Here is a 15482-nt window from a genome sequence, read left to right as displayed (position 1 = left end):
GCCTCGCCATAAGACGCCATGGACGAAAACCTGTTGCATGACGTCGTCGCCGCCGCGCGCAAGGCCGGGGCCGACGCCGCCGAGGCCGTGTTCGCCGAGCGCCAGTCCCTTTCGGTGGGCGTGCGCCTGGGCGAACTGGAGGAAGTCGAGCGCGAGGAGGCCAAGGACCTTGGCCTGCGCGTCTTCGTCGGCCGGCGCAGCGCCACCGTCTCCGGCTCGGACGTCAGCCCCGAGGCCCGCGCCAAGCTGGTCGAGCGCGCCGTCGCCATGGCCCGCCTGGCCCCCGAGGATCCCTATGCCGGCTTCGCGCCGAAGGACCGCCTGGCCAAGGGTCCGTTCCCCGATCTCGACCTGATCGACACCTACGAACCCACGGCCGAGACCCTGGAAGACCAGGCCCGCGCCGCCGAGGCCGGCGCCCGCGGCGTCGAGGGCGTGACCAATTCCGACGGCGGCTCGTCCAGCTGGAGCTCGACCGTCTGGCGCCTGGTGACCAGCGACGGCTTCTCGGGCCAGCACGCGGCCACGGGTTTCGGCATCTCGGCCTCGGCCATCGCCGGCGAGGGCGCGGGCATGGAGCGCGGCGGCGAGGGCCGTTCGGTGCGGCATGCAGAGGACCTGCCCTCGCCCGAGGCCATCGGCGCCAAGGCCGGCCAGCAGGCCGTCTCGCGCCTGGGCGCGCGCAAGATCGGCTCGACCACCGCCCCGGTGATCTTCGAAAACCGGCTGGCCATGTCGCTGATCAGCCCGCTGATCGGCGCGATCTCCGGCCCGGCCATCGCCCGCGGCACCTCGTTCCTGAAGGACAAGCTGAACCAGCGGATCTTCGCCGCCGGCGTGCAGCTGACCGACGACCCGCACCGGGTGCGCGGCCTGGGCTCGGCCCCGTTCGACGACGAGGGCGTGACCACCGTGCGCCGCGCCCTGATCGACGACGGCGTGCTGACCACCTGGCTGCTCAACAGCGCCAGCGCCCGCCAGCTTAACCTGGAGACCACCGGCCACGCCTCGCGCGGCTCGGCCGGGGCGCCGGGGGTGTCGACCCACAACCTGACCCTGGAGCCGGGCGAGCTGGATCTCGCCGGCCTGATGGGCCAGGCCAAGGACGGCCTCTTCATCACCTCGATGTTCGGCCCCTCGCTGAACGGCAACACCGGCGACTGGTCGGTAGGCTGCTCGGGCTTCTGGTTCGAGAACGGCCAGATCGCCTATCCGGTCACCGAGATCACCGTGGCCGGCAACCTGATCGACATCTACGGCCGGCTGGTCGTGGGGTCGGACCTGGAGCTGCGCGGCGCCAGCAACAGCCCGTCGCTGCTGGTCGACGCCCTGGCGATCGCAGGCAAATGATGAGCGACCTCGACCTGATCCTCGACGCGGCTCGCGAGGCCGGGGCCCTGGCCCTGGCGGCCCGGGCCAAGGGCGTGAAGATCTGGTCGAAGGAGGGCGGCTCGCCGGTCACCGACGCCGACCTGGCGGTCGACGCCCTGCTGAAGGAACGCCTGGGCGCGGCCCGGCCCGATTACGGCTGGCTGTCGGAAGAGACGGTCGACGACCCGGCCCGCCTGGCCACCGACCGTCAGTTCGTGGTCGACCCGATCGACGGCACCGTCGCCTTCATGAAGGACAAGCCCTGGTTCGCCGTCTCGGTGGCGGTGGTCGAGAACGGCCGGCCGATCGCCGGCGTCGTCCATGCCCCGGCCCTTGACGAGACCTATGCGGCAACCCTTGGCGGCGGCGCGACCCTGAACGGCGCGGCCCTGGCCCCCAGCCTTTCGACCACGCTGGACGGCGCGGCCATGCTGGGCGACGCCAAGATGTTCGCCCACCCGGCCTGGCCGACGCCCTGGCCGGCCATGCGGGTCGAGGCCCGCAACTCGATCGCCTATCGCATCTGCCTGGTGGCGGCCGGCGCCTTCGACGCGGCCATCGCCCTGACCCCCAAGAGCGAGTGGGACCTGGCCGCCGCCGACCTGATCTGCGGCGAGGCCGGAGCGTTGCTTACCGATCACCTCGGCCGAAAATTCGCCTATAATCGGCCGAATCCGACGGTTCCGAGCCTGGTTTGCGCGAATAGGGCGCTTCACCCGTTGATCCTGTCACGCGTCGGGCATATCGACCTGCCATAATCAAAAACTCCGCAGGATCTTGCTCCCCCATGTCCGACAAGCAGCTTCTTCATATCGTGATCGGCGGCGAACTGAAGGATGTCGCCGGCACCGAATTCCGTGACCTCTCGAAGGTCGAATTCGTCGGCGCCTATCCGACCTACAACGACGCCCACGCCGCCTGGAAGGCCAAGGCCCAGGCCACCGTCGACAACGCCCACGCCCGCTACTTCATCATCCACGCCCACAAGCTGCTGGACCCGAGCGCGGCTTAAGAGCGGATCCTTCTCCCCTTGCGGGAGAAGGTGTCATCCGCAGGATGACGGATGAGGGGTCGAAAGGTCTGTCCGCAGAGCTCTTCTCCCGGAGTTCTGAGAGACCCCTCACCCGACCTCCCTCCGGGAGGCCACCCTCTCCCGCAAGGGGAGAGGGACGATATCACTCCCGCCGCAGCAGCTTGTCGGTCAGCACCTTGCCCAGCATGCCGGCGCGGAAGGTCTTCTTCATTTCCACCGGATCGTAGTCGTCGCTGTCGACCCACTGGGTGAAGGTCAGACCCTTGGGCGCGCCCTTCTCCAGGTACTGGTCGAAGGTGTAGTCGAGCACCCCGGTGTTGCCCTCCTTGATGTGGAGGTAGCGGCCCGACAGCTGCTTCTTGGCCTCCTCGATCGGCAGGCCCAGGCGATAGTGGGCGTAGAGCACGCTCATGATGCCCGCGCGGTCGGCTCCCGACTTGCAGTGGATCAGGGCCGGATATTCGATCGTCTCGAACAGTTCCCTGGCGCCGTGCACCCGCTGGCGGATCGGCACCTCGCGCGAGGTGATGACGAAATCGACCATCTTGATGCCCAGGCGCTCGCAGGCGTCCTTCTCCAGCGCGTAGAAACTGCCGTCGAAGCCGCCGCGCAGGTTCACCACCGTCTTGATCCCCTGCTTCTTCCACCAGGCCAGCTGGAACGGCCAGGGCTGGTTGGTGCGCACCAGTTCCGGGCTGATCCAGTGGGCGTTGGTGAAGCCCACGCGCAGATAGGCGTGGTCGTTCCACAGGAAGTGGAGATAAGTCTTGAAGCGCCCCCAGCGCGTGGAAAGGTCGAAACCGGCCAAGTGGCGATCCTCTGAAAACGCGCCTAGATAGGGCCCACCGGGGATTATTGCAAAACCCCCGCGTCGTTTGGCGTCGCAAAGCGTGGCGGCCGAAAGTGTCAGCGGTTTCGGCGTCCGCACGCTTTAATTCCAAAAGTGCGGCGCCGGCGTCCTTGACAGCCCTCCCTCGAAATCCGACCCCTCGCCCATGACCGAAACCCCCGCGACCGAGCTTTCCAACCGCGCCCTGGCCGCGCGGGTCTGGCGCGACTACCTGCGGCCGCGCTGGAAGGGGTTTGCGGTGTCGGTGGGCTGCGCCGCCATCGTCGCCGGCCTGACCGCGCTGCTGCTGTGGCTGGTCGGCCCGGCGGTGGACAAGCTGATCACCCATCCGACGCGCGAGGCGATCTGGTCCATCCCGCTGGCGATCGCCTGCATCGCCGTGGTCCGCGCCGTCTTCCAGGTGCTGCAGGCCCGGATCATCAACGGCATCGGCAACGGCATCGTCGGCGACGTCCAGGTCGGGCTGTTCAGCCGTCTGGTCCGCGCCGACCTGGCGCGGCTGCGCGGCGCCCACTCGGGCTCCTACGTCGCCTCGGTGCTCTATGACGCCGGCCTGATCCGCGAGGCCTCGACCACCGGCGTGGTCAACTACGTGCGCGAGAGCCTGGTGGTCATCGGCGCCATCGGCACGATGTTCTGGTACGACCCGATCCTGACCGGCGCGGTGCTGCTGATCGCGCCCGTGGTCAGCATGATCACCCGCCGCTTCTCCAGGAAGACCACCAAGGCCGCCAAGGGCGCGATGGGCGAGACCTCGAACCTGTCGACGGCGATCATGGAAAGCCTGGACGGCATCAAGATCGTCAAGATCGAGAACCGCGAGGCCGACGAGGAAGCGAGGGTCGGCGAGGTCATCGCCCGCCGCCAGAAGCACCTGGTCAAGGGCAGCAACGCCAAGTCGATGGCCGCCCCCGCCACCGAGGCCTTCACGACGATCATCGTCGCCCTGGTGCTGCTCTACACCGGCTGGCGCGCCATGACCGGCGGCATCACCGCCGGCGACTTCACCGCCTTCCTGGCCGCGCTGATGGCCGCGGGCCAGTCGCTGCGCCAAGTGACCAACCTGCAGACGGTGATGGCCGAGGGCTTCACCGCCGCCCGCCGCCTGTTCGCCGCCCTCGACGTCGCGCCGGCCATCGTCGAGCCGGTCGGCGCCGCGCCGCTGCCGCCGGGCGACGGCTCGGTGAGCCTCGAGCATGTGGACTTCGCCTACGGGGAAGGCGCGCCGGCCCTGTCGGACGTGTCGCTGCGGGTGTGCAAGGGCGAGACCGTCGCCCTGGTCGGCCCGTCCGGCGGCGGCAAGAGCTCGATCCTCAACCTGATCCCGCGCTTCTACGACGTCACCGGCGGCACGGTCAGCGTCGACGGCCATGACGTGCGCTCGGTGACCCTGGCCAGCTTGCGCGACCGCATCGCCCTGGTGACGCAGGAGCCGTTCCTGTTCGACGACACCATCCGCGCCAACATCGCCTACGCCAAGCCGGACGCCAGCGATGAAGAGATCGAGGCCGCCGCCCGCCAGGCCGCCGCCCACGACTTCGTCAGCGCCCTGCCCGAGGGCTATGACAGCCGCGTCGGCGAGGCCGGGACGCGGCTGTCGGGCGGCCAGCGCCAGCGCATCGCCATCGCCCGGGCCTTCCTCAAGAACGCCCCGATCCTGCTGCTCGACGAGGCCACCAGCGCGCTCGACACCGAGAGCGAGGCCCTGGTGCAGGCGGCGCTGGAGCGGCTGATGGCCGGCCGCGCCACCATCCTGATCGCCCACCGGCTGTCGACCGTGAAGCACGCCGACCGCATCTACGTCATCGACAAGGGCCGCGTCGTCGAGACCGGAACCCACGCGGGCCTGGTGCGCGCCAAGGGCCTGTACTCGCGCCTGGCCAGGGCCCAGGACCTCGACCACGCTCCCGATCCCATTCCCGGCCCCTCCATTCCCGGCTCTGAGGAGACCGCCTCTTGAGGCCTCTGCGTTCCCCCCTGGTCATCAAGATCCTGTCCTCGATCTTCGCCGGCTATTCCAAGCTGGTCTTCATGACGCTGCGCATGACCGTCGAGGGCCAGGACCAGGCCGAGGCCGTCTGGGCGCAGGGGCGCACCAAGGGCGCGGGCGCGATCCTGTGCTTCTGGCACTCGCGCATCCCGATGTCGCCGCTGTCCTGGCCGCAGAGCCCGGCCCGCCAGGACATGCGCGCCCTGATCTCGCTGTCCAACGACGGCGAGTTCATCGCCCGCACGGTGGAAAAGCTCGGCTTCCCGTCGATCCGCGGCTCGTCGGCCAAGAAGACGGACCTGGCCAAGAACAAGCACGGCGAGCAGGCCTTCCGCGACATGGTCAAGTGGGTGAAGGACGGCGGCGGCATCGCCATCACCCCCGACGGCCCGCGCGGCCCGGCCGAGCACATGGAGAAGGGCACCCCGTCCCTGGCCCGCGTCACCGGCGCGCCGGTGATCTTCGTCGGCCTGGCCGCCAAACCCTGCATCCGCCTGGGCTCTTGGGACCGCACGCTGATCCCCCTGCCCTTCGCCAAGGCCGCCATGGTCTGGGACGGCCCCACGGGCGCCGGCCGCGGCGACGACCCCGACACCCTGGCCGAGGACTGGGCCGACCGCCTCTCGGCCGTGACCCGGCGGGCGGAAGAGATCGTGGGGATCGAGGACTGAGTATCGAGACCCCTTCTCCCCTTGCGGGAGAAGGTGGCGGCCGAAGGCCGTCGGATGAGGGGTCAACGACCTCTCCGCCGACTTCTGAGAGACCCCTCACCCGACCTCCCTCCGGGAGGCCACCCTCTCCCACAAGGGGGAGAGGGACTTGGAATGTTGATCCCCGCCCGCCTTGGTGGGATGTAGACCCCATGCCGCACGACCATCCGGGCCACGATCACGACCACGATCACCACGATCACGCCGATGGGCACGCCCACGGTCATTCGCATGGTCACGGTCACCATCATCACGGCCACGGGCACGGACATCACGGCCACAGCCACGCCCCCGCCGACTTCGGGCGGGCCTTCGCCATCGGCACGGCGCTGAACCTGGCCTTCGTGGCGGCCGAGGCCGCCGCCGGCTTCTTCACCGGCTCGCTGGCCCTGCTGGCCGACGCCGGCCACAATCTGTCCGACGTGCTGGGCCTGCTGCTGGCCTGGGGGGCTGCGGTGCTGGCCAAGCGCGCGCCCACGGGCCGACGCACCTACGGCCTGCGCAAAGGCACCATCCTGGCCTCGCTGACCAACGCGGCCTTGCTGCTGGTGGCCGTCGGCGCCATCGCCTGGGAGGCCGTGCGCCGCTTCGCCGATCCGCAGCCTGTGCAGACCGGCCCGGTGATGATCGTCGCGGCCATCGGCATCGCCATCAACACCGCCACGGCCCTGATGTTCATGAAGGGCAGCAAGGACGACCTCAACGTCCGGGGCGCCTTCCTGCACATGGCCGCCGACGCCGCCGTCTCGGCCGGCGTGGTGGTCGCGGCCCTCGCCATGTGGGCCACCGGCTGGCTGTGGCTGGATCCGGTGGTCAGCCTGGCCATCGTCGTCGTCATCGTGCTGGGCACCTGGGGCCTGCTGCGCGACTCCCTGGACCTGGCTCTGGACGCCGCCCCGCGCGGCATCGACCCCAGGGCCGTGGCCGACTGGCTGGCCGCCCAGCCGGGCGTGGCCGAGGTGCACGACCTGCACATCTGGGCCATGAGCACCACCGAGACGGCGATGACCGCCCACCTGGTGCGCCCCGACGAGAGCGACCACGACCAGTTCCTGCACGATGTCTGCGGGCAGCTTTCCAAGCGCTTCAACATCGGCCACTCGACCATCCAGATCGAGCGCGGCGGACACGCCCACCCTTGCGCCCTGGCCGCCGAAGGCAGCGTGTGAGCCTGCCCTTCTCCCTGGCGCTCTATCGGGCCGCGACCACCGCCCTGACGCCGATCGCGCCCGCCCTGCTGCGCGGCCGCGCCCGAAAGGGCAAGGAAGACCCCACCCGCCTGAACGAGCGCCTGGGCCGCCCCGCGATCCCGCGCCCGCCCGGCGCGCTGGTCTGGCTGCACGGCGCCAGCGTCGGCGAGAGCCTGTCGATCCTGCCGCTGGTCGAGCGCCTGCGCGCCGAGCGCCCCGACGCGAGCGTGCTGGTCACCTCGGGCACCGTCACCTCCGCAGAACTCCTGGCCAAGCGCCTGCCGCCGGGCGCCATCCATCAGTACCTGCCGGTCGACACGCCCAGCGGCGCGGCCCGCTTCCTCGACCACTGGCGGCCGGACCTGGCCGTCTTCGTCGAGAGCGAGCTGTGGCCCAACCTGCTGCTGGGGGCCAAGCAACGCGGCGCCAAGCTGGCCCTGGTCTCGGCCAAGCTGTCGGACAAGAGCTATCGCAGCTGGCAGACGCGCCCCCTGGCGGCGGCCTGGCTGTTCGCCAGCTTCGACTTGATCCTGGCCCAGGACGGCCGCGCCGCCGATCGCTTCGCCAGCCTGGGCGGGACCGTGGCGGGCGAGGCCGACCTGAAGTTCGGCTCGCCGCCCCTGCCGGTGGACGAGGCCGAATATGCCCGCCTGCGCTTCCAGCTCACCGACCGGCCGCTGCTGCTGGCCGCCAGCACCCATCCCGGCGAGGACGAGATCGTGCTCGACGCCGTCGCCGGCTTCCATCTGGCCCCTCGGCTGGTGATCGTGCCGCGCCACCCGGCGCGCGGCGAGGCGATCCTAGAGATGGCCAGGGCCCGCGGCCTCGAGGCCGTGCGCCGCAGCCAGGCGCCTGGCGCCGTGGCCGAGGTGATCGTCGCCGACACCCTGGGCGAGATGGGCCTGTGGTGCCGCCTGGCCGACCTGGCCCTGGTCTGCGGCAGCCTTGTGCCCGGCATCGGCGGCCATAATCCGCTGGAGCCGGCGCGGCTGGACTGCCCGATCGTCTCGGGCCCCCATGTCGAGAACTGGCTGACCGCCTATGCCGACCTGGCCGCCGTCGAGGGCTGCGCCCATGCCGACGCCTCGGTGCTGGGCCAGCGGCTGTCGGCGATGCTGGAAACGCCCGAGCGGCTGAAGGCGCAGGCCGCCCGCGCCAGGGCCTTCGTCGAGGCCCGCGACGGGGCCGCGCAGGTCGGCCTGTCGCGCATTCTCGAACTCACGCCGCCCAACCTTGAGCAAGGGGTTTCCGCATGAAGCTCTCGACCCCCCGCTGGTGGTATCGCCGTGAAGGCGGCCCCGCCCCGCTGACCCGCGCCCTGCTGACCCCGCTGTCGTGGATCTGGGCCGGCGCCACGGCCCGCCGCATCGCAAGGGCGACTCCGGCCGATCCGGGCGCGCCGGTGATCTGCGTCGGCAACCTCACCGCCGGCGGCGTCGGCAAGACCCCGATCGTGCGCGAGCTCCTGCTGGTGCTGAACAACGGCGGCGTGGCGGCCCATGGCCTGTCGCGCGGCTATGGCGGCTCGCTGAAGGGGCCGCTGCGCGTCGATCCCTCCCGCCACAAGGCCGGCGAGGTCGGCGACGAGCCGCTGATGCTGGCCCAGGACTTCCCGATCTGGGTGTCGCGCGACCGCGTGGCCGGCGCGACCGCCGCCGCGGCCGCCGGGGCCCAGGTCATCGTCATGGACGACGGCCACCAGAACCCGGACCTGGCCAAGACCCTGTCGCTGGTGGTGGTCGACGGCGAGACCCGCGACGACGAGTGGCCGTTCGGCGACGGCCGGGTGTTCCCCGCTGGGCCCATGCGCGAGCCGCTGGCCGTGGGCCTGGCCCGCGCCGACGCGGTGATCGTGCTGCTGCCGGCCGACCTGCCCCAGGCCGATCCGGCCCTGCTGGCTCTGCTGGCCTCCAAGCCGGTGCTGATCGCCCGCCTCGAGCCGGCCGCCCCGCCGCCGGGCGGGCCGCAGGTCGGCTTCGCCGGCGTCGGCAAGCCGTGGAAGGTCGAGCGCGCCCTGCAGGCCGCGGGCTGCGACCTCGTCGACTTCGCCCCCTTCCCCGACCACGGCGCCTATAGCGAAGACACCCTGCGGGGCCTCGCCGAACGGGCCCGCGACCTGGGCGCCAGCCTGATCACGACGGAGAAGGACTGGATCCGCCTGCCCCCGGCCTGGCGCGAACGCGTCGCCGCCTGGCCCGTGCGGGCGCGGTTCGAGGATGAAGAGGCGCTGGCGCGGGTGCTGGCGGGTTTGAGCTGATCCTGGGCATCTCCCTTCCCTCTTGATGGGGGAAGGGCTTATTTGACAACCACCCCGCCCTTGATCACCGTCTCCACCTTCTGGAGCACGGACACATCGGCCAGCGGGTCGCCCGACACGGCCACCAGGTCGGCCGCCTTGCCCGGAGCCAGCGAGCCGACCTCGGCCGAGATCCCCAGGTGGTCGGCGGCGTTGACGGTGGCGGCGCGGATGGCGTCCAGCGGCGACAGGCCCGCGCGGTTCAGCAGCACGAACTCGTAGGCGTTGTCGCCATGGGCGCTGACGCCGCTGTCGGTGCCGAAGGCGATCTTGACGCCGCCGGCGTTGGCGCGGCGGGCCATGTCCAGCATCTTGGGCCCGGCCTCCAGGGCCTTGGCGGTCTGGGCCGGCGTGAAGAAGTTGCCCGGGCTGGCGGCGATGCGGGCCACGTAGTCGCCGGCCATCAGGGTCGGCACCAGATAGGCGCCGTTCTTCTTGAACAGGGCGATGCTCTCGTTGTCGAGATAGGTGCCGTGCTCGATGGAGTCGCCGCCGGCCTTGAGGAAGGCGTTGATGCCGTCGACGCCGTGGGCGTGGGCGGTGACGCGACGGCCCATGCGGTGGGCGCTCTCGACGATGGCGGCCAGCTCGCCGTCGCTGAACTGCTGGGAGAGGCCTGCGGCGGTGTTGGACAGCACGCCGCCGGTGGCGGTGATCTTGATGATGTCGGCGCCGCGCCAGACCTGCTCGCGCACCGCGCGGCGGCAGTCGTCGGCGCCCGAGCAAACCGATTCCGGCCGCAGTACGTGCATGACCTCCTCGCTGTAGCCGTTGACGTCGCCGTGGCCGCCGTGGATCGACACGGCCGAGCCGGCGGCGATGATCCGCGGGCCCACGACGTCGCCGCGCTTGATGCCCGCGCGCAGGGCGAAGATGGCGGCGTTCTCGGCGCCCAGATCGGCCACGGTGGTGAAGCCCGCCATCAGGGTCTTGCGGGCGTAGCCGGCCCCGACCATCGCCTGGTCGGCCGACGACTGCGTCACCTCGTCGAGGCGCGAGGTCGGGCCCTGCTGGCCGGTCAGGTGCACGTGGCTGTCGATGAAGCCGGGCAGCACGAAGCGGTCCTTCAGGTCGACCACCACCCCGCCGGGCTCGGACACGTAGCCGTCGGCGATCCGCACCACCTTGCCGTCCTGCAGCACCACGGTCTTGGCGGTCTCGACCTTGCCAGCGGCCGGATCGGCCAGCAGCTTGCCGGCCTGGACGAAGGTCAGCGGGCCCGCAGCCCCATTGGCGGCTTGAGCCGCGGCGAACGACAGGGCGGCGGCCGCGACGCCGAGCGCGGCGGCGGCCAGGAAACGGATACGCATGAAGAGAGCCCCTCTGAACGATCTCGCCCCTCCCCAGGGGCGTTTGCGGCAGGATGGCGGGGTCAGGCCGAGGCTGTCACGCCATATTTCGTAGATCCTCCCCCTCTGGGGGAGGTGTCGGCAAAGCCGACGGAGGGGGGCCGTTTTCAGCTTCCGCGGAGGCGGCCGATCTCCCCCACCGATCGCTTCGCGATCGCCTTCCCCACAGGGGGAGGTTCCTTACGCCGCCCCCGCCTTCTGCGCGAACATCCACGCCCCCTTGGCCAGCACCGGCACCCGGGCTTCCATCAGCTGGGCGTGGGCGCTGGCGGCGGTGCCGTCGCGCACGCGGCCGACGATGCCCTGGCAAATGCCGGCCAGGCGGAAGAGGTTGTAGCTGAAGTACCAGTCCAGTTGCGGCAGGCCCTGGCGCCCCGTCGCGGCGCAGTAGCGGGCCACGGCCTCCTCGATGGTGGGAACGCCATAGGCGGTGAGATCCGAAATCTCGGCCAGGCCCCCGCGCTGGTCGGACGGCATCACCCAGTTCATCAGGAAGTAGGTGAAGTCGGCCAGCGGATTGCCCAGGGTCGACAGCTCCCAGTCCAGCACCGCGATCACGCGCGGCTCGGTGGGATGCAGGATCATGTTGTCCAGGCGATAGTCGCCGTGGACGATCGAGGTCTGGTCGTCGGCCGGCGCGCTGGCCGGCAGCCAGTCGATCAGCCGGTCCATCTCGTCGATCTTGGTCGTCTCGCTGGCGCGGTACTGCTTGGTCCAGCGATCGATCTGGCGCGTGAAGTAGTTGCCCGGCTTGCCGTAGTCGGCCAGGCCCACGGCGGCGTAGTCGACGGTGTGCAGGGCCGCCAGGGTGTCGATCTGGGCCTCGTAGATGGCCCGACGCTCGGCCGGCTGGTAGTCCGGCAGCGTGCCGTCCCATAGGATCCGGCCCTCGACGTTGTCCATCACGTAGAAGATCGTGCCGATGACCCCCTCGTCCATACACAGGGCGTAGGGCCGGGCGACCGGGAACCTGGCCTGGTGCAGGCCCGAGATCACCTTGAACTCCCGGTCGACGGCGTGGGCGCTGGGCAAGAGCTTGCCGGGCGGCTTGCGGCGCAGGACGTAGCGCCGCTCCGGCGTCACCAGCTGATAGGTGGGATTGCTCTGCCCGCCCTTGAACTGGCGCACCTCCAGCGGGCCGGCATAGCCCTCGACGTTCGCCTCCAGCCAGGCGGCCAGGGCGGCCTCGTCGATCGCATGGCGCGGATCGACCGGCTTGGTGCCCGAATTCAGCTCCTGAGCGGACGGCTCGGCCACGGCGCTTCACTCCCAACGTTTGTTTGAATGGGAGTTTAGAGACGACGACGTCGGGCGCAATACAAAACCCCCTTCCCCCTTGATGGGGGAAGGGTCGGGGATGGGGGTGGTTACGGCGTCGGCGGCTGGCGCAGGCGGCCAGCTCAGCAGCTCACCCCCAACCCTGCCCTTCCCCCATCAAGGGGGAAGGGTTCTTCCAGGGATCGGTTCTCAGTGCTGGCTGAGCGCCCGCCAGCCGATGTCGCTGCGGTAGAAGCCGCCTTCCAGCGACACTGTGCCCAGCGCGGCATAGGCCACGTCGCGGGCCTCGTGCAGCGTCGCGCCCAGGGCGCAGACGTTGAGCACCCGGCCGCCCGAGGCCACCAGCTTGCCGTCGGCGTCGCGGGTCGTGCCGGCGTGGAAGATCTCGGCCTCGTGGCCGTAGTCGGCCTCGGCGCCCTGGATCAGGCCGCCGGACTTGGGGGCGTCGGGATAGCCCTCGGCAGCCAGCACCACGCAGATCGCCGCCTCGTCGCGCCACTTGGGCGGCTCGGCGCTCGCCAGTTCGCCCTTGGCCGCCGCCAGCAGGGTCGGGACGATGTCGCTTTCCAGGCGCAGCATCAGCACCTGGCATTCCGGATCGCCGAAGCGGGCGTTGTATTCCACCAGCTTGGGGCCCGCGGGCGTCAGCATCAGGCCGGCATAGAGCACGCCCACATAGGGGTTGCCCTCGGCGGCCATGCCCTCGACGGTCGGCACGATCAGCTCGCGCCAGGCCTGCTCGATCAGGGCGTCGGTCAGCACGGGCGGCGGCGAATAGGTGCCCATGCCGCCGGTGTTGGGGCCCTCGTCGCCGTCATAGGCGCGCTTGTGGTCCTGGGCCGCGCCGAAGAAGATCGCAGTCTCGCCATCGCACACCGCGAAGAGCGAGGCCTCCTCGCCGTGCATGAACTCCTCGATGACCACCCGGGCGCCGGCCGAGCCGAAGCGGCCGCCCAGCATGTCGACCACGGCGGCGTCAGCGGCCGCGCGGTCCGGCGCGATGACCACGCCCTTGCCGGCGGCCAGGCCATCGGCCTTGATCACGAACGGCGCTTCCAGGGTGTCGAGGAATTCGCTCGCGGAAGCCGCGTCCTCGAACACGCCGTAGGCGGCGGTCGGCAGGTCGTGGCGCTTGCAGAAGTCCTTGGTGAAGGCCTTGGAGGTTTCCAGCTGGGCGGCGCGCTGGCTGCCGCCAAAGCAGGGAATGCCGATTTCGGCGAGCTTGTCGGCCAGGCCCGCTTCGAGGGCCGACTCCGGACCGACCACCACCAGGTCCGCGCCGATCTCCTGGGCCAGGGCCACCAGGCCGTCGGCGTCGGTCGCCTTGACCGGCGCCAGCTCGGCGACGGCCGCGATGCCCGGATTGCCCGGGGCGGCGACGAGGCGGCCGCACAGCGGCGATTGCGCGATCTTCCAGGCCAGGGCGTGCTCGCGCCCGCCGGACCCGACGAGGAGGATGGTCAGCTTTTCCATGAGCCGGGGATGTCGCGCGGGCCGGGGCGCGGGTCAAGCATCGGCTGCGTCTGATCGTCCATCACCCCGTCCTGCGACGCTTGGCCCGATTGCCAGGCGCCCCGCGCGCGGGCTTCTTCCTGTGCAAATTCGCGCGTCCAGGGCAGGACGCGCGCCACGGGGCTTTCTCAAAGACACATGGCCAAGGACGACCATCACCTTCCGCGCGACCCGGCGGCCGCGACGGACGCCGCTTCCCACCCGGCCAAGGCCCTGCACTCCTGGGCCTTCCTCGACGCCGTGGTCGAGAGCGTGCCGGCCATGCTGGTGGTCAAGAACGGCCGCGACGGCCGCTTCGTGCTGGTCAACCGCACCGGCGAGGAACTGCTGGGCGTCCCGCGCGAGGACCTGATCGGCCGCAACGACGCCGACTTCTTCCCGCCCGAGCAGGCCGCCTTCTTCGCCGAGATGGACGCCAAGGTGCTGGCCAGCGACCGCCTGTGGGTGATCGACGAGGAACCGCTGAAGACGCCGCACAACGGCGACCGCTGGCTGCAGACCAAGAAGATCGCCATCCCCGGAGAGGGCGACGAGAAGCTGCTGCTGATCATCAGCGAGGACATCACCGAGCGAAAGAAGTCGGCAATCGCCCTGGAGGCCGCCCTGGAGAGGGCCCGCGCCGCCAGCGTCGCCAAGTCAGAGTTCCTGGCCAATATGAGCCACGAGATCCGCACGCCCCTGAACGGCGTGCTGGGCATGGCCCAGGTGCTGGCCCAGACCGAGCTGACCCCGCGCCAGCGCGAGATGATGGACGTGATCCTCAGCTCCGGCCGCACCCTGAACGCCCTGCTCAGCGGCATTCTGGATCTGGCCAAGATCGAGGCCGGCGAGGTCGAGCTGGAAACCGCGCCCTTCGACCTGCGCGCGGCGGTGACCGCCTGCGCCGCCACCTTCGAGGGCCTGGCCCACCAGAAGGGCCTGTCCTTCTCGCTCGATTTCGACGAGCCCTTCCAGCAGCGGGTCACCGGCGACGCACTGAAGTTCGGACAGATCGTCAACAACCTGATCAGCAACGCGGTGAAGTTCACCTGCGAGGGCTCGGTGAGCGTCCACGCAGGCACGCGCGCCGACGGCGACGAGGTGCTGCTGACCCTCACCGTCGAGGACACCGGCGAGGGCTTCACGCCCGAGGTGCAGGCCAGCCTGTTCGAGCGCTTCGTGCAGGGCGACGGCTCGATCACCCGCCGGTTCGGCGGCTCGGGCCTGGGCCTGTCGATCGCCCTGCGGTTCGCCAAGCTGATGGGCGGCGACATCGCCTGCGTCTCCACGCCCGGCGAAGGCGCTCGCTTCACCCTGACCACGCGCCTGGCCCCGGCCGCCCCGGAAGCGCCGGCGCCGGCCCGGCGCGCGCCGAAGGCCGCCGCGCCCGAGCGCCTGCGGGTGCTGCTGGCCGAGGACCATCCGGCCAACCAGCGGGTGGTGGAACTGATGCTCGACGGCGTCGCCGACGTGGTCGTCACCGAGGATGGCGAGGCGGCCCTGCGCGCCTACCAGGCGCAGGACTTCGACCTCGTCCTGATGGACACCCAGATGCCGGTGATGGACGGGCTGACGGCGATCCAGGAGATCCGCCAGCGCGAGCGGGCCGCCGGCCGCGTGCGGATCCCGATCATCTCGCTGACAGCCAACGCCATGCCCCACCAGGTGGAGGCCTGCCTGGCGGCCGGCGCCGACCTGCACCTGGCCAAGCCGGTCACCGTCTCGGCCCTGTTCGACGCCATCGCGCAAGCCTGCGAACTGGCGGCGGAGGGGGTTTAGGTCCTTAATCTCCCCTCATTCCCGCCCTTGTGGCGGAAACCCCTCTGCCAGCCGCAAGGGCGGTTGAGGCGGATCGCCTGCGATCCGCTTGCGCCTCCCGTGCAGGCGGAACCAGGGGTTCTCGCCACAAGGGCGAGAATGACGG

At 70.6% G+C, this 15482-nt stretch carries 13 protein-coding genes; 9 read left to right on the top strand and 4 right to left on the bottom strand.

The genetic code is table 11. From position 1 onward, the window contains the following. Positions 1-18 precede the first annotated feature (18 nt). The 3 genes from SGCZBJ_RS05160 to SGCZBJ_RS05150 are packed head-to-tail and all read left to right on the top strand — an operon-like array spanning position 19 to position 2383. Positions 19-1350 (top strand): TldD/PmbA family protein, encoded by a 1332-nt coding sequence (locus SGCZBJ_RS05160; RefSeq protein WP_101716955.1) that lies wholly within the window; start codon positions 19-21, stop codon positions 1348-1350. Next, a complete protein-coding gene (locus SGCZBJ_RS05155) occupies positions 1350-2129 on the top strand; it encodes a 3'(2'),5'-bisphosphate nucleotidase CysQ (protein ID WP_101717248.1) in 780 nt (259 codons plus the stop codon). Before SGCZBJ_RS05160 ends, SGCZBJ_RS05155 begins: the two co-directional genes overlap by 1 nt. A gap of 29 nt (positions 2130-2158) precedes the next feature. Further along, positions 2159-2383, top strand: coding sequence for a DUF4170 domain-containing protein (locus SGCZBJ_RS05150; RefSeq protein WP_101716954.1), 225 nt, complete (start codon positions 2159-2161; stop codon positions 2381-2383). 163 nt (positions 2384-2546) lie between these two features. On the opposite strand, the gene SGCZBJ_RS05145 is transcribed toward SGCZBJ_RS05150, so the two are convergent. Continuing rightward, positions 2547-3212, bottom strand: a complete 666-nt coding sequence (locus SGCZBJ_RS05145) for a fused DSP-PTPase phosphatase/NAD kinase-like protein (RefSeq protein ID WP_101716953.1) — start codon at positions 3210-3212, stop codon at positions 2547-2549. A gap of 187 nt (positions 3213-3399) precedes the next feature. Here SGCZBJ_RS05145 and SGCZBJ_RS05140 point away from each other — a divergent pair, with 187 nt between their 5' ends. The 5 genes from SGCZBJ_RS05140 (at position 3400) to lpxK (ending at position 9401) form a co-directional block, all read left to right on the top strand. Next, the gene (locus SGCZBJ_RS05140; protein ID WP_101716952.1) at positions 3400-5214 is read left to right on the top strand and encodes an ABC transporter ATP-binding protein; all 1815 of its coding nucleotides are present in this window, start codon (positions 3400-3402) and stop codon (positions 5212-5214) included. Then, entirely contained in the window at positions 5211-5915 is a 705-nt protein-coding gene (locus SGCZBJ_RS05135) for a lysophospholipid acyltransferase family protein (protein WP_101716951.1), read from the top strand. The genes SGCZBJ_RS05140 and SGCZBJ_RS05135 overlap by 4 nt, the downstream gene beginning before the upstream one ends. Before the next feature lie 191 nt (positions 5916-6106). After that, entirely contained in the window at positions 6107-7123 is a 1017-nt protein-coding gene (locus SGCZBJ_RS05130) for a cation diffusion facilitator family transporter (protein ID WP_101716950.1), read from the top strand. 2 nt (positions 7124-7125) lie between these two features. Then, complete coding sequence (locus SGCZBJ_RS05125; RefSeq protein ID WP_420808150.1) at positions 7126-8400, top strand: 3-deoxy-D-manno-octulosonic acid transferase; 1275 nt, start codon at positions 7126-7128, stop codon at positions 8398-8400. Further along, positions 8397-9401, top strand: a complete 1005-nt coding sequence (gene lpxK / locus SGCZBJ_RS05120) for a tetraacyldisaccharide 4'-kinase (protein WP_101716948.1) — start codon at positions 8397-8399, stop codon at positions 9399-9401. The genes SGCZBJ_RS05125 and lpxK overlap by 4 nt, the downstream gene beginning before the upstream one ends. Before the next feature lie 38 nt (positions 9402-9439). Here lpxK and SGCZBJ_RS05115 read toward each other — a convergent pair whose 3' ends face one another. The 3 genes from SGCZBJ_RS05115 to purD all read right to left on the bottom strand — a co-directional run bounded on the left by SGCZBJ_RS05115 (position 9440) and on the right by purD (position 13540). After that, a complete protein-coding gene (locus SGCZBJ_RS05115) occupies positions 9440-10750 on the bottom strand; it encodes a metal-dependent hydrolase family protein (RefSeq protein WP_101716947.1) in 1311 nt (436 codons plus the stop codon). A 219-nt stretch (positions 10751-10969) separates the two neighbouring features. Next, on the bottom strand, positions 10970-12046 hold the full coding sequence (locus SGCZBJ_RS05110) for a phosphotransferase family protein (protein WP_101716946.1): 1077 nt from the start codon (positions 12044-12046) through the stop codon (positions 10970-10972). 210 nt (positions 12047-12256) lie between these two features. Then, positions 12257-13540 carry a phosphoribosylamine--glycine ligase gene (gene purD, locus SGCZBJ_RS05105; protein ID WP_101716945.1) on the bottom strand — a complete coding sequence of 428 codons (1284 nt, stop codon included), beginning with the start codon at positions 13538-13540 and terminating at the stop codon, positions 12257-12259. Positions 13541-13717: 177 nt separating this feature from the next. Here purD and SGCZBJ_RS05100 point away from each other — a divergent pair, with 177 nt between their 5' ends. Continuing rightward, positions 13718-15337 (top strand): ATP-binding protein, encoded by a 1620-nt coding sequence (locus SGCZBJ_RS05100; protein ID WP_101716944.1) that lies wholly within the window; start codon positions 13718-13720, stop codon positions 15335-15337. Positions 15338-15482 lie beyond the last annotated feature (145 nt).

It is taken from the genome of Caulobacter zeae (genome assembly GCF_002858925.1).
Taxonomy (GTDB): Bacteria; Pseudomonadota; Alphaproteobacteria; order Caulobacterales; family Caulobacteraceae; genus Caulobacter; species Caulobacter zeae.
The sequence above is the reverse complement of the archived record's forward strand: the minus strand, read 5'-3'. Positions and strand labels throughout refer to the sequence as shown.

Bases quoted from the DNA above. Each gene is read 5' to 3' on its own strand.
- lpxK (WP_101716948.1), top strand. From the start codon at position 8,397: ATGAAGCTCTCGACCCCCCGCTGGTGGTATCGCCGTGAAGGCGGCCCC.
- purD (WP_101716945.1), bottom strand. From the start codon at position 13,540: ATGGAAAAGCTGACCATCCTCCTCGTCGGGTCCGGCGGGCGCGAGCAC.
- SGCZBJ_RS05140 (WP_101716952.1), top strand. From the start codon at position 3,400: ATGACCGAAACCCCCGCGACCGAGCTTTCCAACCGCGCCCTGGCCGCG.
- SGCZBJ_RS05160 (WP_101716955.1), top strand. From the start codon at position 19: ATGGACGAAAACCTGTTGCATGACGTCGTCGCCGCCGCGCGCAAGGCC.
- SGCZBJ_RS05150 (WP_101716954.1), top strand. From the start codon at position 2,159: ATGTCCGACAAGCAGCTTCTTCATATCGTGATCGGCGGCGAACTGAAG.
- SGCZBJ_RS05155 (WP_101717248.1), top strand. From the start codon at position 1,350: ATGAGCGACCTCGACCTGATCCTCGACGCGGCTCGCGAGGCCGGGGCC.
- SGCZBJ_RS05130 (WP_101716950.1), top strand. From the start codon at position 6,107: ATGCCGCACGACCATCCGGGCCACGATCACGACCACGATCACCACGAT.
- SGCZBJ_RS05115 (WP_101716947.1), bottom strand. From the start codon at position 10,750: ATGCGTATCCGTTTCCTGGCCGCCGCCGCGCTCGGCGTCGCGGCCGCC.
- SGCZBJ_RS05100 (WP_101716944.1), top strand. From the start codon at position 13,718: ATGGCCAAGGACGACCATCACCTTCCGCGCGACCCGGCGGCCGCGACG.